22 protein-coding genes are annotated in these 19,674 nt (G+C 66.6%); 8 read left to right on the top strand and 14 right to left on the bottom strand.

The features are described from left to right. Window positions 1–21: 21 nt before the first annotated feature. The 5 genes from GNX71_RS32860 to sucC all read right to left on the bottom strand — a co-directional run bounded on the left by GNX71_RS32860 (window position 22) and on the right by sucC (window position 4,454). Complete coding sequence (locus GNX71_RS32860; protein WP_206176255.1) at window positions 22–675, bottom strand: FHA domain-containing protein; 654 nt, start codon at window positions 673–675, stop codon at window positions 22–24. Between the two features lie 69 nt (window positions 676–744). Next, window positions 745–1,554 (bottom strand): Stp1/IreP family PP2C-type Ser/Thr phosphatase, encoded by an 810-nt coding sequence (locus GNX71_RS32865; protein WP_206176256.1) that lies wholly within the window; start codon window positions 1,552–1,554, stop codon window positions 745–747. Window positions 1,555–1,582: 28 nt separating this feature from the next. Then, the gene (locus tag GNX71_RS32870) at window positions 1,583–2,266 is read right to left on the bottom strand and encodes a TerC family protein (RefSeq protein ID WP_206176257.1); all 684 of its coding nucleotides are present in this window, start codon (window positions 2,264–2,266) and stop codon (window positions 1,583–1,585) included. A gap of 117 nt (window positions 2,267–2,383) precedes the next feature. Next, complete coding sequence (gene sucD / locus GNX71_RS32875; protein ID WP_116910422.1) at window positions 2,384–3,277, bottom strand: succinate--CoA ligase subunit alpha; 894 nt, start codon at window positions 3,275–3,277, stop codon at window positions 2,384–2,386. Window positions 3,278–3,287: 10 nt separating this feature from the next. Next, entirely contained in the window at window positions 3,288–4,454 is a 1,167-nt protein-coding gene (gene sucC / locus GNX71_RS32880; RefSeq protein ID WP_206176258.1) for an ADP-forming succinate--CoA ligase subunit beta, read from the bottom strand. Window positions 4,455–4,661: 207 nt separating this feature from the next. On the opposite strand from sucC, the gene argC reads away from it, so the two are divergent. Continuing rightward, window positions 4,662–5,585 carry an N-acetyl-gamma-glutamyl-phosphate reductase gene (gene argC / locus GNX71_RS32885; RefSeq protein WP_206176259.1) on the top strand — a complete coding sequence of 308 codons (924 nt, stop codon included), beginning with the start codon at window positions 4,662–4,664 and terminating at the stop codon, window positions 5,583–5,585. A 21-nt stretch (window positions 5,586–5,606) separates the two neighbouring features. Here argC and GNX71_RS32890 read toward each other — a convergent pair whose 3' ends face one another. Beyond that, the gene (locus tag GNX71_RS32890; protein WP_206176260.1) at window positions 5,607–6,335 is read right to left on the bottom strand and encodes a hypothetical protein; all 729 of its coding nucleotides are present in this window, start codon (window positions 6,333–6,335) and stop codon (window positions 5,607–5,609) included. 114 nt (window positions 6,336–6,449) lie between these two features. On the opposite strand from GNX71_RS32890, the gene yiaA reads away from it, so the two are divergent. Beyond that, window positions 6,450–6,890 (top strand): inner membrane protein YiaA, encoded by a 441-nt coding sequence (gene yiaA, locus GNX71_RS32895; protein WP_206176261.1) that lies wholly within the window; start codon window positions 6,450–6,452, stop codon window positions 6,888–6,890. Between the two features lie 10 nt (window positions 6,891–6,900). Here yiaA and GNX71_RS32900 read toward each other — a convergent pair whose 3' ends face one another. From GNX71_RS32900 to recA, 3 genes are read right to left on the bottom strand one after another with little or no spacing between them, the layout of a single operon-like run. Further along, window positions 6,901–7,332 (bottom strand): SRPBCC family protein, encoded by a 432-nt coding sequence (locus GNX71_RS32900; RefSeq protein ID WP_206176262.1) that lies wholly within the window; start codon window positions 7,330–7,332, stop codon window positions 6,901–6,903. Then, a complete protein-coding gene (recX, locus tag GNX71_RS32905; RefSeq protein WP_206176263.1) occupies window positions 7,313–7,774 on the bottom strand; it encodes a recombination regulator RecX in 462 nt (153 codons plus the stop codon). The genes GNX71_RS32900 and recX overlap by 20 nt, the downstream gene beginning before the upstream one ends. Window positions 7,775–7,819: 45 nt before the next feature. Continuing rightward, window positions 7,820–8,929, bottom strand: a complete 1,110-nt coding sequence (gene recA / locus GNX71_RS32910; protein ID WP_206176264.1) for a recombinase RecA — start codon at window positions 8,927–8,929, stop codon at window positions 7,820–7,822. 147 nt (window positions 8,930–9,076) lie between these two features. On the opposite strand from recA, the gene GNX71_RS32915 reads away from it, so the two are divergent. From GNX71_RS32915 to GNX71_RS32925, 3 genes are all read left to right on the top strand, one after another. Continuing rightward, window positions 9,077–9,562, top strand: a complete 486-nt coding sequence (locus tag GNX71_RS32915; protein ID WP_206176265.1) for a MarR family winged helix-turn-helix transcriptional regulator — start codon at window positions 9,077–9,079, stop codon at window positions 9,560–9,562. 62 nt (window positions 9,563–9,624) lie between these two features. Next, complete coding sequence (locus GNX71_RS32920; RefSeq protein WP_176661219.1) at window positions 9,625–10,296, top strand: response regulator transcription factor; 672 nt, start codon at window positions 9,625–9,627, stop codon at window positions 10,294–10,296. A 58-nt stretch (window positions 10,297–10,354) separates the two neighbouring features. Further along, window positions 10,355–11,797, top strand: coding sequence for a sensor histidine kinase (locus GNX71_RS32925; RefSeq protein WP_206176266.1), 1,443 nt, complete (start codon window positions 10,355–10,357; stop codon window positions 11,795–11,797). 18 nt (window positions 11,798–11,815) lie between these two features. On the opposite strand, the gene GNX71_RS32930 is transcribed toward GNX71_RS32925, so the two are convergent. The 3 genes from GNX71_RS32930 to GNX71_RS32940 are packed head-to-tail and all read right to left on the bottom strand — an operon-like array spanning window position 11,816 to window position 13,469. Further along, window positions 11,816–12,013: a sporulation protein gene (locus GNX71_RS32930; protein WP_206176267.1), complete on the bottom strand. Its 198-nt coding sequence runs from the start codon at window positions 12,011–12,013 to the stop codon at window positions 11,816–11,818. A gap of 14 nt (window positions 12,014–12,027) precedes the next feature. Beyond that, complete coding sequence (locus GNX71_RS32935; RefSeq protein ID WP_206176268.1) at window positions 12,028–12,840, bottom strand: biotin--[acetyl-CoA-carboxylase] ligase; 813 nt, start codon at window positions 12,838–12,840, stop codon at window positions 12,028–12,030. A 2-nt stretch (window positions 12,841–12,842) separates the two neighbouring features. Beyond that, window positions 12,843–13,469 carry an SET domain-containing protein-lysine N-methyltransferase gene (locus GNX71_RS32940; RefSeq protein ID WP_206176269.1) on the bottom strand — a complete coding sequence of 209 codons (627 nt, stop codon included), beginning with the start codon at window positions 13,467–13,469 and terminating at the stop codon, window positions 12,843–12,845. Window positions 13,470–13,554: 85 nt separating this feature from the next. Between GNX71_RS32940 and GNX71_RS32945 the strand changes: the two genes are divergently transcribed. Further along, window positions 13,555–16,524: a DNA topoisomerase III gene (locus tag GNX71_RS32945; protein ID WP_206176270.1), complete on the top strand. Its 2,970-nt coding sequence runs from the start codon at window positions 13,555–13,557 to the stop codon at window positions 16,522–16,524. A gap of 6 nt (window positions 16,525–16,530) precedes the next feature. After that, window positions 16,531–17,511 (top strand): tripartite tricarboxylate transporter substrate binding protein, encoded by a 981-nt coding sequence (locus GNX71_RS32950; RefSeq protein WP_206176271.1) that lies wholly within the window; start codon window positions 16,531–16,533, stop codon window positions 17,509–17,511. A gap of 9 nt (window positions 17,512–17,520) precedes the next feature. On the opposite strand, the gene GNX71_RS32955 is transcribed toward GNX71_RS32950, so the two are convergent. Further along, window positions 17,521–18,381: an oxidoreductase gene (locus GNX71_RS32955; protein ID WP_206176272.1), complete on the bottom strand. Its 861-nt coding sequence runs from the start codon at window positions 18,379–18,381 to the stop codon at window positions 17,521–17,523. 204 nt (window positions 18,382–18,585) lie between these two features. Between GNX71_RS32955 and GNX71_RS32960 the strand changes: the two genes are divergently transcribed. Beyond that, window positions 18,586–18,762, top strand: coding sequence for a hypothetical protein (locus tag GNX71_RS32960; protein ID WP_206176273.1), 177 nt, complete (start codon window positions 18,586–18,588; stop codon window positions 18,760–18,762). A gap of 14 nt (window positions 18,763–18,776) precedes the next feature. Here GNX71_RS32960 and GNX71_RS32965 read toward each other — a convergent pair whose 3' ends face one another. Continuing rightward, window positions 18,777–19,658, bottom strand: a complete 882-nt coding sequence (locus GNX71_RS32965; protein ID WP_206176274.1) for a type 1 glutamine amidotransferase — start codon at window positions 19,656–19,658, stop codon at window positions 18,777–18,779. Between the last annotated feature and the right edge of the window lie 16 nt (window positions 19,659–19,674).

Here is a 19,674-nt window from a genome sequence, read left to right on the forward strand (position 1 = left end):
CGCCGGGAAAGAAGAAGGGGCTCAGACCCGGACGAACTGCATGCGCGTGGCGCCGCCCAGTTCGAGCACGTCGCGTTCCTGCAAGGCGACGGCCTCGGTGCCGAGCACGGCGCCGTTGAGCGTGACGTTGCCCACGACGCTCGCCGCCACGTAGCCCTGCCGGCGACGCGTGACGACCGCGACGGCCACGCCGGGCTTGCCGATGGTGGTGACCACCTTCTGCAACGGCACATCGTGGTTGTCGCTGCCACCGGAGAGCACACGAAGCATCGGGATGCCGAGCTCGATGAGCGCGCCGGATTCCGTGGGTGCCGAAGACATCGGAATGGACGTGGAGAACTCGCCCGGCGCCGTGCGCGTCGAGGAAGAAGAACCGACGGCCAGGTTGCTGCGGGCGCGAAAGTGGATGCGGCAGCCGCCGACCTCGATGACGTCGTTGTCCTCGAGCGTCTGCTTCTGGACGGCCAGCGCATTGACGTAGGTGCCGTTGGTGCTGTTGAGATCTTCAATTTGGACTTCGCCACCGCTCATGTGCAGCACGGCATGCTCGCCGCTGACCGCCAGGTTGTCGATCACGATGTCGTTGTAGGCGCGCCGTCCCAGCGTCGTGCGGTCCTTGGCGAGCGCCACTTGCCCGATGACAACGCCATCGACCGAAATGATCATCTTCGGCATTGCCGACTACTCCCCAAGTGCAGAACTGTATCGACTGCAAGCACGGCGGCTGATTGCCGCTGCGGCCTGCTACCCGGCCATGCGGGACGTGTCGCCAACGTCCGCTCTTGCCAGAACAACCGAAATGTTGTCCCGGCCGCCATTGTCGTTTGCAATTGCAACCAAAAGTTGTGCTTTTTTCTGAAGGCCGGCATCGTGTTCTAAAAGCGTGAAAAGCTGCGTATCGGTCACCATCTCGCTCAGTCCGTCGGAGCAAAGCATATACAGGTCGCCGGGTCTTGCGCTGTGTTCATGCATCTCCAGCAAGACCTGGGCCTCCACGCCGACCGCCCGGGTCACGAGGTTGCGGGTAGGCGAATTGAGCGCTTCCTCGGCGGTGATGGCGCCCGCGTCGAGCTGCTGCTGGCGCAGCGAATGGTCGCGCGTGAGCAGTTCCAGCTTGTTGTTGCGCAAGCGATAGCAGCGCGAGTCGCCGATGTGGCCGACCAGCACGCGCTGCGCCTGGAACGCGGCAAGCACCAGCGTCGTTCCCATGCCCTGCAGTTCCTCCTGGGTCCTGCCGGCATGGAGGATCGACGCATTCGCCTCGTCCGTGGCGGCCTGCAGCGCCCGGCGCACCACGCGCGCCGGCGCCTGCGGCCCGCCCTGGGCGAACCAGCGGCCGAAGCTGGCGTGCAGCAGCGAGACGGCCATGGCGCTCGCCACCTCGCCGCCCTTGTAGCCGCCCATGCCGTCGGCCAGCACGGCCAGCCCGAGCGCGGGGTCGACATGGACGGCATCTTCGTTATGGGCGCGCACGCGGCCGGTGTCCGTCAGCGCGGCGAACTCCCAGCACAGCGCCGGCCGGCTCGAGAAAAGGGAAGCGCCGACGCTCGCCATGGTTTGCAGGCGTCGGCCGGGCAAAGGCTCAGTGCGCAGCGGCGTGGGCACGCCGTTGCAGCAAGCGGCCCGCGGCCACGACGAACACCGCACCGGCAGCCGCAGCCGCGTAGTGCAACCAGGGGTTGGCAGCCAGCACGCCGCGCAGGGCAACGTCGCTCACGATGGTTTCGCCGCCGACCCAGCCGATCAGCGCGGCGCCCAGCATGACGATGATCGGGAAGCGTTCCATCAGCTTGATCATGAGCGTGCTGCCGAAAATGACCAAGGGAATGCTGATCGCCAGGCCCAGGATCAACAGGACCATGCTGCCCTGCGCGGCCGCCGCGACGGCGATCACGTTGTCCAGGCTCATCACCAGGTCGGCCAGGAGGATGGTGCGCACCGCGACCATCATGCTGCCGTATTCCTTGGATTCGCCCTCGCCGTCGTCTTCTTCGCTCAGCAGTTGCAGGCCGATCCACAGCAGCAGCAGGCCGCCGACGATCTGCAGGTAAGGCAGCGCCAGCAGCTTGGCCGCCACCACCGTCAGCACGATGCGCAGCACCACGGCCGCGCCCGAGCCGAACAGCACGGCCTTTTTCTGCTGCGCAGGCGGCAGCGAGCGCGCCGCCATGGCGATCACCACGGCGTTGTCGCCCGAAAGAATGATGTTGATCCAGATGATCTTGAGCAGACCGATCCAGAAATCTGTGCTTTGAAGGAGTTCCATGTCTCTGATCCCACTGTGTTTTATTTGAAAAAAGCGCCCGCAATCGAGTGCGGGCGCTTTTTATTTCTGTGGTCCTCGCATGACCCGGCTCTGTGGCCGGTGTCCTGCAGCCGTTGCTTACAGCTTGGCCTTGAGCAGCTTGGCCAGTTCCGAGAAGTTGCGCGTCACGGTGAAGCCGCACTCTTCCATGATGGAGAGCTTGGCATCGGCCGTGTCGGCACCGCCCGAGATCAGCGCGCCGGCGTGGCCCATGCGCTTGCCGGGAGGGGCGGTGACACCGGCGATGAAGCCGACGACCGGCTTCTTCATGTGTTCCTTGCACCAGCGGGCTGCGTCGGCTTCGTCGGGGCCGCCGATTTCGCCGATCATGATGACGGCGTCGGTGTCCGGATCGTCGTTGAAGGCCTTCATCACGTCGATGTGCTTGAGACCGTTGATCGGGTCGCCGCCGATGCCCACAGCCGACGATTGGCCGAGGCCGATTTCCGTCAGTTGAGCCACGGCTTCATACGTCAGCGTGCCCGAGCGCGAGACCACGCCGATGCGGCCCTTGCGGTGGATGTGGCCGGGCATGATGCCGATCTTGATTTCGTCGGGCGTGATGAGGCCGGGGCAGTTCGGGCCCAGCAGCAAGGTCTTCTTGCCGCCGGCCGCTTCCTTGGCCTTCATCTTGTTGCGCACTTCGAGCATGTCGCGAACCGGGATGCCTTCGGTGATGCAGATCGCCAGGTCCAGGTCGGCTTCGACGGCTTCCCAGATGGCGGCCGCGGCGCCTGCCGGCGGCACGTAGATCACCGACACGGTGGCACCGGTCTGCGAAGCGGCTTCCTTCACCGAACCGAAGATCGGGATGTTGAAGATCGACTCACCGGCCTTCTTCGGGTTCACGCCCGCCACGAAGGCGTTCTTGCCGTTCGCGTATTCCTGGCACTTCTCGGTGTGGAACTGACCGGTCTTGCCGGTGATGCCTTGCGTGATGACTTTGGTGTCTTTGTTGATATAGATCGACATGACTTGTTCCTTAGGCCTTCTTGACTGCTGCGACGACCTTCTGGGCCGCGTCCGCCATGGTGTCGGCGCTGATGATCGGCAGGCCCGAATCGGCCAGCAGCTTCTTGCCTTCGACTTCGTTGGTGCCCTTCATGCGCACGACCAGCGGCACTTGCAGGTTCACGGCCTTGCAGGCTGCGATCACGCCGGTGGCGATGGTGTCGCACTTCATGATGCCGCCGAAGATGTTCACGAGGATGGCTTCCACGTTCTTGTTCTTCAGCATGATCTTGAAGGCTTCCGTGACCTTCTCGGGGGTGGCGCCGCCGCCCACGTCCAGGAAGTTGGCCGGCTCGCCGCCGAACAGCTTGATGGTGTCCATGGTGGCCATGGCCAGGCCGGCACCGTTCACCAGGCAGCCGATGTTGCCGTCCAGCGAGATGTAGGCGAGGTCGAACTTGGAGGCTTCCACTTCGGCCGCGTCTTCTTCGTCGAGGTCGCGCAGCGCCACGATTTCGGGGTGGCGGAACAGCGCGTTGCTGTCGAAGTTGAACTTGGCGTCCAGCGCCATGACGTTGCCCTTGCTGTCACGGTTGAGCGGGTTGATCTCGACCAGCGAGGCATCCGTCTCCATGTAGCAGGTGTAGAGCTTCTTGAGGATGTCGACCGTCTGGGCGGTCGAGTCGGCCGGCATGCCGATGCCGTCGGCGATCTGCTTGGCCTGTTCGTCGGTCAGGCCCTTTTCGGGGTCTGCGAACACCGTGATGATCTTCTCGGGCGAGGAGTGGGCCACTTCCTCGATGTCCATGCCGCCTTCGCTCGAAGCGATGAACGCGACCTTCTGGGTCGCGCGGTCGGTCACGGCCGAAACGTAGTATTCCTTGTTGATGTCGGCGCCATCTTCGATGTAGAGGCGGCGCACCTTCTGGCCTTCGGGGCCGGTCTGGTGGGTCTTGAGCTGCATGCCGAGGATTTCGCCGGCCAGCTTCTTGACGTCTTCGATCGACTTGGCGACCTTGACGCCGCCGCCCTTGCCGCGGCCACCCGCGTGGATCTGGGCCTTGACGACCCAGACCGGGCCTCCAAGCTTCTGGGCGGCTTCGACAGCCTCCTGAACCGTATAGGCCGGAATGCCGCGCGGCACCGGCACGCCGAACTTGGCAAGAATTTCCTTGCCTTGGTACTCGTGAATCTTCATGAGGGATGTCTCTCGGAAGGAGGAGGTTGAGAACGGGAGATCTGGGGTCTGAGGCTTATATTGGCTCTGTTGCTCGCGGGCGACGGCAGCCTGACGGCTGGGGGCGGCGAACAACCGCGGACTGTATCATGGTGCGCCGCACCAATACTCGACGTGCGGTTGCGGTCAATACGTACTTTCTTCTAGCCACTCTACGCACACTCCGATATGGCCAAGGTTTTCATCGACGGCGAAGCCGGCACCACCGGCCTTCAGATTCGCGAGCGGCTGCAGACGATGCCGCAAATCGAGCTCGTGAGCATCGCGCCCGAGCTGCGAAAAGACGTGAACGCCAAGCGCGAACTCATGTCCGGCGTCGACCTCGTGGTGCTCTGCCTGCACGACGACGCGGCCCGCGAATCGGTCGCGCTGATCGACCAGTTGCCCGGCAAGAAGCCCAAGATCATCGACGCCTCCACCGCACATCGCGTGGCGCCCGGCTGGGTGTTCGGCTTCCCCGAACTGGTCGAAGGCCACTGGCAGGCCGTGGCGCAGGCCGACCGCGTCGGCAACCCCGGCTGCTACGCCACCGGCGCCATCGCCATGGTGCGTCCGCTGGTCGATGCGGGCATCCTGCCGGTCGACTTTCCGGTGTCGCTGCCCTCGGTGAGCGGCTATTCGGGCGGCGGCCGGGCCATGATCGAGGAGTACGAGGGCGGCAAGGCGCCGCTGTTCGAGATCTACGCGCTGGGCCTCAAGCACAAGCACATTCCCGAAATCATGGCCTACACCGGCCTCACGCGCCGGCCGGTCTTCATTCCCTCGGTGGGCAATTTCAAGCAGGGCATGCTGGTGCAGTTGCCGCTGCACCTCGACCTGCTGCCCGGCAAGCCGAAGTCCGGCGACCTGCAGGACGCGCTGGCCGCGCACTACGCGCGCAGCAACACGCCCGAGCAATTCGTGAAGGTGCTGCCGCCCACCGACAGCGGCAAGCTCGACGCGCTGGCGCTCAATGACACCAACCAGCTCGAGATCCGCGTGTTCCCGAACGAAGACCACCGCCATGCCGTGGTGATCGCACGCCTGGACAACCTCGGCAAAGGCGCCAGCGGCGCCGCGGTGCAGAACCTGAAGCTGATGCTGGCGCTCTGAGCGCCACGCACTTTTCCCGTCTTACTTGACGAGCCAGAGGCCCACGCCCAGCAGGACGGCATGCGCGCCCAGCGCGATGTAGAGCGGCTTGCGCGAAGGCGTCGACATCTCCTGCAGCGTCTCGTTGATGCGGCGCGTGAGCAGCGCGCGCAGCGCCGGGTCTTGCTGTGCGCCCTCTCCCGCCGCCGGCTCGCCATGTGCGATGCGGCCTTGTTGCCACTCGGCCAGCATGTCGCTGAGCGGCAGGCGATTCAGCACGAACGCCACCACCGATCGCACCGCCCTGCCCTCGCCCAGCACCGGCGCGAGCTGCTTGGTCAGTGCATCGACCGAGAGCCAGTCGGCCGTGCGCTGCAGCGCGCCGTGCGTGCGTGGCATGGCTTCGATGCGGCCCGCGACAGCGCTGGCGAGCCGCTGCGACACCGCCTCGCCGCGTGCCGCGACCAGGTGCTGCATCGCCTTCGCACGCCCCTGGTGAACGCCCAGCATCGTGTAGACGACAACGAACAGGAGCAGCAGCACCGAGATCAGCACCGCCGGCGAAGTGACGAGCGCCACGATGGCTCCGGCACCGCCGGCCCGCGCCGCCGTATTGCCGGCCCCGTTCAGCTGGCTCAGGTAGAAAAAGAAGACACCGCCACCGAGCACGATGCCAAGCAGCCCGCCCTTGATGACCGAGCCGGCAAAGCTGAGTCCGGCCTTGGCGCCGGTGCGGACGAGAGACGGTTGGTTGGCAGGTTCAGATGACATGGAAAGCTCCTCCGGTTTTTTTCACGCCGCCTCGCACGAGGCCGGTCGCCGCAGATCATGCCATCGACATCCAACACGATAATCGCGCCACATCACAACGAGGAGAGGATCGCCATGGCAGCAGTCAAGTTTCAGAAACCGACCGGCGCATTTGTCGCCGCATCCTGGGCCGCGCTGATCATCGGCGCCATCGTCTACCTGATCGGGCTGTGGAACGCCTCGATGCAGCTCAACGAGAAGGGCTACTACTTCACCATCCTCATGTACGGCCTGTTTTCCGCCGTGTCGCTGCAAAAGACGGTGCGCGACCGCATCGAGGGCATGACCGTGACCGGCATCTACTACGGCCTGTGCTGGATCTCGCTGTTGCTGTCGGTCGCCCTGCTCTCGGTGGGCCTCTTCAATGCCACGCTGGCGGCCAGCGAAAAAGGCTTCTACGCCATGGCCTTCCTGCTGAGCCTCTTTGGCGCGGTGGCGGTGCAGAAGAACGTGCGCGACATCGCGGCGCACAAGGGCGAGACGCCGACGCTCGACGACACGCCCGAAGCCGGCTGAAGCCGCCGGCTCAGTCCGCTTCGAGCAATCGCTTCAGCGACTGCAAGTCGCGCGCGATCCACGCGGCATCGCGCTCGAAGGCCGCATCGTCCATGTGCGGCTGGCGCAGCAGCGTGAACTGCAGCTCGCAGGCGTCCGGCGCCACGCCGATCACGCGGAACGGCAGGTAGACCTCCGGCACGCCCTCGGGCGCGACCCAGTGGTCGAGCACGCCGAAGTCGTTGGCCGGTGCAAAGCGCATGCGGGCATCACCGCTCTCGGGCGTGCGCACGATCCAGTGATCGCCGTGCGGCAGCAGCGCGCTCTTGGCGAGGCCGCTGGCCCAGTCGGGCAGGCGCGCCGGATCGGCGGCAACCTTGTAGGCACGGCGCCAATCGCAAGCCACGCGTTGCGTGACGACGCGCGACAGCACGCCGTGCTCTTCATTCGTCTGTTGATTCATCGAAATCGCTCCTGAGCACCTTGGACACGACGGCGCCCGAGAAACCGCGCGCCATCAGGAATCGCATCTGCTTCGCCCGCTCCTTCGCATCGGCCGGCGGCGCGTCGAAGCGGCGGCGCCACAGGGCCGTGGCGCGTTCGACCTCGGTGTCCTGCAATCCAGCCACCGCCTCGGCAATGGCGTCGGGCGCGATGCCCTTGGCCTGCAGCTCCTGCTTCACTCGCAGCGCGCCCGAACGGGCAGCGCGCTGGTTCAACACCGACGCCACCACGCGCGGCTCGCTGATGAAGTCCTTGGCCACCAGTTCGTCGAGCGCCTTCGCCAGCGTGCCGGGTTCTTCTTCGTGCTTCGCCAGCTTGCGCTCCAGCTCCGCGCGCGAATGCTCGCGCTGGCTCAGGAGCCGCAGCGCGCGGCCTTTGAGGGAGGGGGCGCCGAAAGCCATTCGGAGGGTCGCTCGTGCGGCCCACGAAAGGCCGCCCTATCGAACTTATTCAGCCGCCTTGTCGGCCTTGGGCGCCTTGGCAGGCTTCTCGGCCTTCTCGGGTTCCGATCCGGCATCGGCGGCCAGCAGCGGAATGCCCAGCGACTCGCGCACCTTGTTCTCGATCTCGCGCGACAGCTCGGGGTTCTCGCGCAGGAACTCGCGGGCGTTGTCGCGGCCCTGGCCGATCTTCTCGCCGTTGTAGGCGTACCAGGCGCCCGACTTGTCGACGATCTTGGCCGTGACGCCCATGTCGATGACCTCGCCTTCGCGGCTGATGCCTTCGCCGAACAGGATGTCGAACTCCGCCGTCTTGAACGGGGGCGAGACCTTGTTCTTCACCACCTTCACCTTGGTTTCGTTGCCGATGGCTTCGTCGCCCTTCTTGATGGTGCCGATGCGGCGGATGTCCAGGCGCACCGAGGCGTAGAACTTCAGCGCGTTGCCGCCGGTGGTGGTTTCGGGCGAGCCGAACATCACGCCGATCTTCATGCGGATCTGGTTGATGAAGATGACCATGCAGTTGGTCTTCTTGATCGTGGCGGTGAGCTTGCGCAGCGCCTGGCTCATCAGGCGGGCCTGCAGGCCGGGCAGCGAGTCGCCCATTTCGCCTTCGATTTCGGCCTTGGGCGTGAGCGCGGCGACCGAGTCGATGACGATCAGGTCCACGGCGCCCGAGCGCACCAGCGAGTCGACGATTTCGAGCGCCTGCTCGCCGGTGTCGGGCTGGCTGATCAGCAGGTCGGACAGGTTCACGCCGAGCTTCTGGGCGTACTGCACGTCGAGCGCATGCTCGGCATCGACGAAGGCGCAGGTGCCGGCCTGCTTCTGCATGGCGGCGACGACCTGCAGCGTGAGCGTGGTCTTGCCCGAGGATTCAGGGCCGTAGATCTCGATCACCCGGCCGCGCGGCAGGCCGCCGACGCCCAGTGCGATGTCCAGCCCCAGCGAACCGGTGGAGACCACCTGGATGTCTTCGAGCGCCTCGCCTTCGCCCAGCCGCATGATCGTGCCCTTGCCGAACTGCTTTTCGATCTGGGCCAGCGCGGCCTGGAGGGCCTTGGCCTTTTCACTGTTGGCGACCGAGATGCTTGCGCCCTTGACGACTGCGTCCATGTGGAAATCTCCTTGAAAATCAACGGTTTGTGTCTGGTTTCGATCCATCTGCTTTTAACCACAGGCTGGATGCTTGAACAGTAGTGTAGGGGCTCATGGGTTTCCGTAAACCCATTTTTTGGTCAGTTTGCTTTACCATTTGGCGCCATGGCCGAAGCTGCTTTCCCTACCGATCCCGACGCCTGGCGGCAGACCCACCTGGGCCGCCTGCTGGGCCATGCGATGCGCCGATTCGACGAGCGCGTGCTGGCGCTGATGGCGCACGACGTCGACGTGCCGCTCGCCCTCTCGAACCTCGCCGCGCGCGCCCAGGTGAGCGCCGCGCACATCCACATCACCCGGCATCTCGCGCGCGAGGGCTCGCGCCTGACCGAGATGGCCGAGCGCGCCGGCATGACCAAGCAGGCCATGGGCGCGCTGGTGGACCAGTGCGAGGCCTGGGGGCTGGTCACGCGCGGGCCCGACCCGCTCGATGCGCGCGCGCGGCGCGTGCTCTTCACCGCCGACGGCCTGGCCTGGCTCGACGCCTTTCGCAGCGCGGTGACGCAGGCCGAGCGCGAGTTCCGCAGCAGCGTCGGCGACGAGATCGCCACCGTGGTAACCATCGGACTCGAAGCCTACACAGCGGGCTAGACTCCGCCAGAGAGACAAATAAACGGCGCCGCCGCGGCGCCCGAACCGGCCGGAGGTGGCTCATGCGAATACTGATTGCCGAAGACGACCAGGTGCTCGCCGATGCCCTGCTGCGCAGCCTGCGCACCTCGGGCGCGGCGGTCGATCATGTGGCCAACGGCTCGCAGGCCGACACCGCGCTCATGACCCACAGCGAGTTCGACCTGCTGATCCTCGACCTGGGCCTGCCCAGCCTGCACGGCATCGAGATTCTCAAGCGCCTGCGCGCCCGCGGCTCGCAGCTGCCCGTGCTGGTGCTCACAGCCGCCGACAGTGTGGAAGAACGCGTCAAGGGCCTGGACCACGGCGCCGACGACTACATGGCCAAGCCCTTCAGCCTGCAGGAACTCGAAGCGCGGGTGCGCGCCCTCACCCGCCGCGGCATGGGCGCCACCAGCAACGCGATCCGCCACGGCCCGCTGGTCTACGACCAGGCCGGCCGCGTGGCGACCATCGACGGCAAGATGATCGAGCTCTCCGCGCGCGAACTCGGCCTGCTCGAAGTGCTGCTGCAGCGCGCCGGCCGGCTGGTGAGCAAGGACCAGTTGGTCGACCGCCTCTGCGAATGGGGCGAAGAGGTGAGCCTGAACGCGATCGAGGTCTACATCCACCGCCTGCGCAAGAAGATCGAGAAGGGCCCGGTGCGCATCGCGACGGTTCGCGGACTGGGCTACTGCCTCGAAAAGATCCAGTGACGATGGCGCAGCCGCCCCGCATGCGCGACGTGCGCGGCATGCCGGAGGGCTCGGCCCGATGAAGCTTTTCCAGCGCGCCCAGCGCTCGCTTTTCGGCGAGATCCTCGACTGGATGCTCACGCCGCTCCTGCTGCTGGTGCCGGTGAGCATCGGCGTCACCTGGCTGGTGGCGCAGGGCATCGCCAATGCGCCGTTCGACCGCGCGCTCGAGCACAACGTCAAGGCGCTGGCCGAACTCGTGACGGTGAAGGACGGGCAGACGCAGTTCGTGCTCTCGCAGCCGGCGCGCGAGATCCTGCGCGCCGACAACGCCGGCCATGTGTACTACCAGCTGCTCGACGGCCACGACACGCTGCTCAGCGGCGATCGCGACCTCCCGATGCCCGGCCTCGACGAGCCGCTGCCGCCCGGCCAGGTGTTCCTGCACAACAGCGCCCTGCACGGCAAGGAAGTGCGCGTGGCCTCGCTGTGGATCGCCAGCGGCGTCGAAGACGTGCCGCCCACGCTGCTGCAGCTGGCCGAGACGCGCGAGAAGCAGTCGGTGCTCGCCACCGAGATCATCAAGGGCGTGCTGCTGCCGCAGTTCGCGATCCTGCCGCTCGCGGTGCTCCTGATCTGGCTCGCGCTGGTGCGCGGCATCAAGCCGCTGTCGGTGGTGGAGGCGCGCATCCGCGAACGGCGCCCCGGCGACCTGAGCCCGCTCGATGAATCGTCGGTGCCGCTCGAAGTGGTGCCGCTGGTGTCGTCGGTCAATGAGTTGCTGAACAAGCTCAACGACTCGATCGACACGCAGAAGCGCTTTCTCGCCGACGCGGCCCACCAGCTCAAGACACCGCTCGCGGGCCTGCGCATGCAGGCCGACCTCGCGCAGCGCGAGGGCGCCAATGCCGACGAGCTCAAGCAGTCGCTCAAGCAGATCGGCCGCGCCAGCGTGCGCGCCACGCACACGGTGAACCAGCTGCTGTCGCTCGCGCGTGCCGAAGGCAACAGCGCCAACACGCACCGCCAGCCGTGCGACCTCGCACGGCTCACGATCGAGGTGGTGCGCGAAGCCGTGCCGCGCGCGATCGAAAAGCGCATCGACCTGGGCTACGACGGCGCCGAGGCCGGCGCGCCCGGCGTGATGTTCGACGGCAACCCGACGCTGCTGAAGGAGCTGGTGCGCAACCTCGTGGACAACGCGCTCAACTACACGCCCTCCACGCCCGAGCACCCCGGCGTGATCACCGCGCGCGTGCTGGCCGACCCCTTCGGCCATGTGCTGCTGCTGCAGGTGGAAGACAACGGCCCGGGCATCGCCGAGTCCGACCGCGAGCTGGTGTTCGAGCCCTTCTACCGCGTGCTCGGCAACGAGGCCGACGGCTCGGGGCTGGGCCTGCCGATCGTGCGGGAGATCGCGAACCAGCACCACGCGCAGGTGAAGCTGGAGGATGCGCATCCTGGCAAGCATCCGCCGGGCGCGCGCTTCACGGTGCGTTTCGAGAGCGGGGCGCTGCCGTGAGCGCGATCCGCAAGGCCCTCAGGGAGCGGGCGCGCCCGCCTTCGCGTCCTTGCGCACCTGCACCCACTCGGGCTTGATCTGCCGCGACACGCGCTGCGGCTCGCGCTCGTTGAGGCTCGCCGGCGCGAGGCCGAAGCCCACCAGATCGCCGCGCGCCCACAAAAAGTAGCCGGCATTGGCCAGCAGCAGGACGATCAATGCCAGGCGCAGTTTCATGCTGGTGATGATGTTCAGAACGCCATGCCGCGAGGGCGCACGCTCACTTCGTCGCTGTTGATGGCCTGCAGGCCTGCGGTCGTGCGCACCTGCAGCTCGCCGCTCCAGGCCACGCCTTCGCAGACGCCCGCGGTGCCGTCGCTCAGCACCACCTCGCGGCCGCGCAGCACGTCGCGCGCGGCAAAACGTTCGGCGAACTGCGTGAAACCCTTCGCCTCGAAGGCGAGCACGTTGCGCACCAGCGGCTCGGCGAGTTCGTGCAGCACTTCGGGCGCGGTCGCGTCGGGGCGCCACTGGTGCAGCCATGCGGGCGGCGTGCGCATGCCGTCGGCTTCGCGCGCGCCGATGTTGATGCCGATGCCGATCACCACGTAGCGCGGCGCACCCGGCCCGGCGGCATGCGGCAATGCGGTCTCGATGAGGATGCCGACCAGCTTGCTGTCGTTCACCCAGATGTCGTTGGGCCACTTGAGGCCGACCTTGTGCGCGCCCGAAGGATCGAGGCTCTCGGCCACGCTGACGCCAACGGCGAGCGACAGGCCCGACCAGTCGGCCGGCGCGAGCGGCAGGCCGAGGGAGAACAGGAGCGACGTCTGCTCTTGGCTCTGTGGCGCGCTCTGCCACGCACGGCCGAGGCGGCCGCGCCCGGCGGTCTGGCGCTCGGCCACCAGCAGCACCGGCTCGACGCGGCCGGCACGCGCACGACGCATCAGCTCGGTGCTGGTGGAATCGATCTCGGCCACGGCCTCGACCGCGAAGCCCGGCAGCAGCGGCGCGACCGATGCGGCGATCCGGTCTTCGTGCCAGGCGACCGTGGTGCTGCCCATGTTCAGTCCTTCTTGGACTTCTTCTTGTCGGCCTTTTTCTCGGCCTTCTTTTCGGATTTCGCGTCCGATTTCTTGTCGGCTTTCTTCGCCTCTTTTTTCTCGGCCTTTTTCTTTTCAGCCTTCTTCTTGGCTTTCTTCTTCTTTTTCTTCTCTTCGTCCTCATCCTTGGGTGTCAAGAGCGTGCCGCGGCACTGCTCGGAGCCGCACCAGCAAGGAAATTCGGACAAAAGCTTCGGCGTGTACGGCTCGTCGATGATCAACCCGTAGTCGTAGTTGAGCTCTTCTCCTGCAGCGATGTTGCGCAGCGCCTTGATATAAACGCGCCCATCGGTTTCGTCGGCCTCGCAGTTCGGCTCGCACGAGTGGTTGATCCAGCGGGCGTCGTTGCCCTTGACGTTGCCGTCGATCACGCGACCGTCGTCGATGTGGAAATAGAAAGTGTGGTTCGGCTGGGCCGGGTCGTGCGGATGGCGGCGCAGCGCCTCTTTCCAGCTGATGACCTCGCCCTTGTATTCGATCAGCGTTTCGCCTTCGGCCAGGTCGTCGACGGCGAACACGCCGTTGCCGTGGACATCCGAGCGCCGCATCTGGATGCGGCGGCCGGCGAGTTGTGGGGATTTGGAAGGCATCGCCGAAGTCTGTTAGTTTGAATATGCACACATGCGTGTGCGCGCGTGCGTACGCGGGAAGCCGCAGAGTATAGAGAGCCCATAGATGACAAAGACGTTGGTAATCGCAGAAAAGCCGTCGGTGGCCCAGGACATCGTCCGCGCCCTCACGCCGGTGGCCGGCAAATTCGACAAACATGACGAGCATTTCGAGAACGACAGCTATGTCGTGACCAGCGCTGTCGGTCACCTGGTCGAAATCCAGGCGCCCGAGGAGTTCGACGTCAAGCGGGGCAAGTGGAGCTTTGCCAACCTCCCCGTGATCCCGCCGCACTTCGACCTCAAGCCCGTCGACAAGACCAAGACGCGCCTGAACGCGGTGGTCAAGCAGGCCAAGCGCAAGGACGTGACGCAACTCATCAACGCCTGCGACGCGGGCCGCGAGGGCGAGCTGATCTTCCGCCTGATCGAGCAATACGCCGGCGGCAAGACGCCGCTGGGCAAGCCGGTCAAGCGCCTGTGGCTGCAATCGATGACGCCGCAGGCGATCCGCGACGGCTTCGATGCGCTGCGCACCGAAAAGCAGATGCAGGGCCTGGCCGACGCCGCGCGTTCGCGCTCCGAGGCCGACTGGCTGGTGGGCATCAACGGCACGCGCGCCATGACGGCGTTCAATTCGCGCGACGGCGGCTTCTTCCTCACGACCGTGGGCCGCGTGCAGACGCCGACGCTGTCGGTCGTCGTGGAGCGCGAGGAGCAGATCCGCAAGTTCGTCTCGCGCGACTACTGGGAAATCCACGGCAGCTTCGCGGCCGAGGCGGGCAACTATCCGGGCAAGTGGTTCAACCCCGACTGGAAGAAAGCCAACGCGCCGCTTCTGGCCAATGGCGAGCCCGATGCCGAGCAGCGCGCCGACCGCGTCTGGAACGAGCAGGAGGCCGTTGCCATCGCCAACGCCGCGCGCGGCAAGCCCGCCACGGTGACAGAAGAAAGCAAGCCCACCACGCAGGCCTCGCCCGCGCTGTTCGACCTGACCTCGTTGCAGCGCGAGGCCAACGGCCGCTTCGGCTTCAGCGCCAAGACCACGCTCGCGCTGGCCCAGAGCCTGTATGAACGCCACAAGGCGCTGACCTATCCGCGGACCGACTCGCGCGCGCTGCCGGAAGACTATCTGCCGGTCGTCAAGCAGACCATGGACATGCTCGCCAACAGCGGCATGAAGCACCTGGCACCGTTCGCCAAGCAGGCGGTCGACGGCAACTACGTCAAGCCCAACAAGCGCATCTTCGACAACGCCAAGGTGTCGGATCACTTTGCGATCATCCCGACGCTGCAGGCCCCGAGCGGCCTGAGCGAAGCCGAGCAGAAGCTGTACGACTTCGTGGTGCGGCGCTTTCTCTCGGTGTTCTTCCCGAGCGCCGAGCACCAGGTGACCACGCGCATCAGCACGGTGGAGCAGGGCGGCAAGAAGTACCCGTTCCGCACCGACGGCAAGGTGCTGGTCAAGCCGGGCTGGCTGGCCATCTACGGCAAGGAAGCGCAGGACGACGAGAAGGAAGACGACAAGGACGGCAAGCGCCTCGTGCCGGTGAAGCCGGGCGAGATCGTCCACACCGAGTCGGCCGACACCAAGGGCCTGAAGACGCGCCCGCCCGCGCGCTATTCCGAAGCCACGCTGCTCGGTGCCATGGAAGGCGCGGGCAAGACCATCGACGACGACGAGCTGCGCGAGGCCATGCAGGAGAAGGGCCTGGGCACGCCCGCCACGCGCGCGGCCACCATCGAAGGGCTGATTGCCGAGAAGTACATGCTGCGCGAAGGCCGCGAGCTGATCCCGACGGCCAAGGCCTTCCAGCTCATGACGCTGCTGCGCGGCCTGGGCGTGGAAGAACTCTCCAAGGCCGAGCTCACCGGCGAGTGGGAATACAAGCTCGCGCAGATGGAGAAGGGCGCACTCAGCCGCGATGCCTTCATGCGCGAGATCGCCGCCATGACCGAGCACATCGTCAAGAAGGCCAAGGAGTACGACCGCGACACCGTGCCGGGCGACTACGCCACGCTCGCGACGCCATGCCCCAACTGCGGCGGCGTGGTGAAGGAAAACTACCGCCGCTACGGCTGCGTGGGCAAGAGCGGCACGGGCGAGGACGCCTGCGGCTTCTCGTTCGGCAAGTCGCCGGCCGGGCGCACCTTCGAGGTGGCCGAGGCCGAGGCGCTCTTGCGCGACAAGCACATCGGCCCGCTGGAAGGCTTCCGCTCCAAGGCGGGCTGGCCCTTCACCGCCGAGATCATCCTCAAGTACGACGAGGAGGAATCGAAGAACTGGAAGCTGGAGTTCGACTTCGGCGACGACAAGAACGGCGACACCGGCGAGATCGTCGACTTCAGCGAGCAGGACACCGTGGGCCCGTGCCCGGTGTGCGGCGCGCCGGTGTTCGAGCACGGCAGCAACTACGTCTGCGAGAAGTCGGTGCCGACCAACGCGCAGCCGACACCCAGCTGCACCTTCAAGACCGGCAAGATCATCCTGCAGCAGCCGGTGGAGCGCGCGCAGATGGAAAAGCTGCTGGCCACCGGCAAGACCGACCTGCTCGACAAGTTCGTGAGCATGCGCACGCGCCGCGCCTTCAAGGCCTTCCTCACCTGGAACGCCGAAGAAGGCAAGGTGACCTTCGAATTCGCGCCGCGCGAAGGCGGCAGCAAGTTCCCGCCGCGCAAGACCTTCGGCAAGCCGGCCGCCAAGACCGCGGCAGCGAAGAAGGTGGCGGCGAAGAAGACGCCTGCGGCCAAGAAGGCACCGGCCGCGAAGAAGGCCGCCGCGCCGCGCAAGCCGGGCGCGGGCTTGAAGCCCAGCGACTCGCTGGCCGCGGTGATCGGCGCCGAACCCGTGGCGCGCACCGAGGTCATCAAGAAGCTGTGGGACTACATCAAGGCCAACGGCCTGCAGGACGCGACCAACAAGCGTGCGATCAATGCCGACGCGAAGCTGAAGCCCGTGTTCGGCAAGGACCAGGTGACGATGTTCGAACTCGCGGGCATCGTGGGCAAGCACCTCTCGGCGCCCGACGCGGCCTGACGCGGCATGCAGCGCCGACACCTCGCCGCCGCGCTGGCCACGAGCATGCTGCTGGGCGGCGCGGGCCTTGCCCAGGCCGCCGCGTGGCCTGACAGGCCCGTCAAGCTGGTCGTGCCTTTCCCGCCGGGGCAGGCCACCGACATCTTTGCCCGCGCGCTCGCCGAACAGCTCGGCAAGCGGCTGGGCCAGCCGGTGATCATCGACAACAAGGCCGGCGCGGGCAGCAACATCGGCACCGAGTTCGTGGTGCGCGCGGCGCCCGACGGCTACACGCTGGTGGTGGCCGGCAGCGCGATGGCGGTGAACCAGACGCTCTATGCCAAGCCGGGCTTCGATCCGCGCAAGGACCTGGTCGGCATCTCGCTCATTGCGAAGGTGCCGCTGGTGTTTCTTGCCACGCCCGAGAGCGGCATCCGCACGCTGGCCGACCTCACGGCACGCGCCAAGGCCGAGCCCGGAAAGCTCAGCTATGCGAGCGCCGGCATCGGGGGCACGCAGCACCTGTCGGGCGAGATGTACAAGTCGGCGGCGCATGTGTTCATCACGCACATTCCGTACCGGGGCAGCGGGCCGGCGCAGTCGGACTTCCTGGGCAACCAGGTGCCGCTGATGGTCGATTCGGTGACGGCCGCGCTGCCGCACATCAAGGCGGGCAAGGCCATTGCGCTGGCGGTGACTTCCGCCACGCGCTCGTCGCAATTGCCCGAGGTGCCGACCGTGCGCGAAAGCGGCGTGGCGGGCACGAAGAATTTCGAGGCCGTCGGCTGGCTCGGCCTGATGGCGCCGCGCGGCACGCCGCCCGAGATCGTGGAACGGCTGAACCACGAGGTGACCGACATCCTGAAGACGGAGCAGATGGCACGCTTCATCCGCGAGCGGGGCTCCGAACCCGCGCCCACGAGCGGCGCCGAGTTCGACCACTTCGTGGCGAGCGAGATCGGGCTCTGGGGCGCGGCGGTCAAGGCCTCGGGCGCGAAGCCCGAATAGGCACTCCGATCAGGCCGGGGAGAAGTCGGTCGAGACCGACAGCGCCTCCCAGGCCTTGATCTCTTCCTGCAGCAGGCCGAGCTTCTCGCGCACCACCTTCACCGCATCCGGGCCGAGCAGCAGGTGCGCGGGCGGATTTGCGGCTTCGGTGATCTGGATCATCGCGCGCGCTGCCTTCGCCGGATCGCCCGCCTGCTTGCCGCTGCGCGCCAGCCGCGCCTCGCGTACCGGGCCCATCACCGGCGCATAGTCGGCAATGCTCTGCGGCGCGCGCACCATCGAGCGGCCCGCCCAGTCGGTGCGAAAGCCGCCGGGCTCCACGGCCGTCACGTGGATGCCGAAGCTCGCCACTTCCTTGCCCAACGCCTCGGAGATGCCCTCCAGCGCGAACTTGCTGCCGTGGTAGTAGCCCAGCCCCGGAAAGGTCACGATGCCGCCCATCGAGGTGATGTTGAGGATGTGCCCGCGCCGGCGCGCGCGCATGAAGGGCAGCACGGCCTTGGCCATGGCGACGGCGCCGAACACGTTCACCTCGAACTGCTGGCGCAGTTCGTCGAGCGACGATTCCTCGACCGTGCCTTCGTGGCCGTAGCCCGCGTTATTGACCAGCACGTCGATGGGGCCGACCGAGGCCTCGACCTCGGCGACCACGCGGTCCACATCGGCGGAGTGCGTGACGTCGAGCAGGCGGCCGAACGAGCGGCCGGGTTGCAGCGCGTCGAATTCGGCGCGCGCGGTTTCGTTGCGCAGCGTGCCGACCACGCGGTGGCCGGCGGCGAGCGCCTCCTGCGCCAGCGCGCGGCCGAAGCCGCTGCTGACGCCGGTGATGAACCAGGTCTTGGGGGTGTTCGAAGAAGAAGCGGAAGCCATGGCGTTGTCCTTTGTGCTGGCGAAAAGCCCGATGACTGGACTTTGCGCGCGCCGCTTCATCTTGATAAGCCATTCAATCGACGAAGCACCTTGAAGTTTTTCTTCAAGATCAACAACCCTGCCGCCCGCGGGTGTGTTGTTACAGGACCGGGAAAGGCCCCGGCCTATAGTGGTCCGCAATCCCACCCTTGCCTGGAGTTTGATGTGAAGCCATTCATTGCCGCCGTTCTCGCCATTGCCATGGGCGCATTGATGGCGGGCTGCGCCGGCACCGGTTCGGCGGGCTCGACCAGCGGTACTTCGTCCGGCAGCGGCGTCACCGTGTTCGGCACCATCGACGCCAGCGTCAGCGGCGGCACGAGCCGCTCCGACCGCCGCTAGTCAGCCGGCGCGCGTCAGCGCCGCAGCAGCGCCTGGCGCAACACCCGCGCCGCACGGTCGCGGATCTTGCCGGAGCTCGAGCGCGGCGGCGTCTTCGGCGCGACCTTGGCGGTCGCGCAGGCCCACAGGAAGTCATGCAGGATCGGCGTGTCGTCGACCGTCTCGGTGCTGCCGTACTTGTGGAATTCGGGGTGCCACTGGGTCGCGGCGATGTAGCTGCGGCCACGGTCGGGCCGGCGGCGGATGGCTTCGGGCACACGGTCGGGCAGGCTCCAGGCCTCGATCTCGAATCCCGGGGCGAGCCCCTTGATGCCCTGGTGGTGGATGCTGTTGACGCGCGCGGTCTCCACCTGCGGGTAGAGCTTGGAGAGGCGCGTGCCCTGCACGATCTCGATCTCGTGGAAGTTCTGGTCGTAGGTCACCGGATCGCGGTGGCGCAAGCCGCCCTCGTGCTGTTCCTCGATGTCCTGGTAGAGCGTGCCGCCGAAGGCCACGTTGATGAGCTGCAGCCCGCGGCACACGCCGAAGACGGGCTTGCCGGCCTGCTCGAAGGCTTCGACCAATGCCAGGTCGTAGAGGTCGCGAATCTGGTCGCCGATCCAGGCATCCTTCAGCGGCACTTCGCCGTAGCTGCCGGGCCAGACGTCGGCGCCGCCGTGCATCACCACGCCGTCGAGCCATTCCGCATAGTGCGAGAGCTTGGTGTCGCCGCGCGCGGTTTCACCAGTGGGGCAGGGCACCATCACGACCATCGCGCCGGCCGACATGAGCCAGTGGGCGATCGATTGCTCGACGTACTGCAGCGTCTTGTTGGTGAAGAGCGAGCGGGCCGGATCAGCGTGCGAGAAGCAGGCGGACAGGCCGATCTTGAGCCGGGCGGAAACAGGTTGCGTCATCGCGGGACTGTCAGCG

It is taken from the genome of Variovorax sp. RKNM96, from assembly GCF_017161115.1.
Taxonomy (GTDB): Bacteria; Pseudomonadota; Gammaproteobacteria; order Burkholderiales; family Burkholderiaceae_C; genus Variovorax.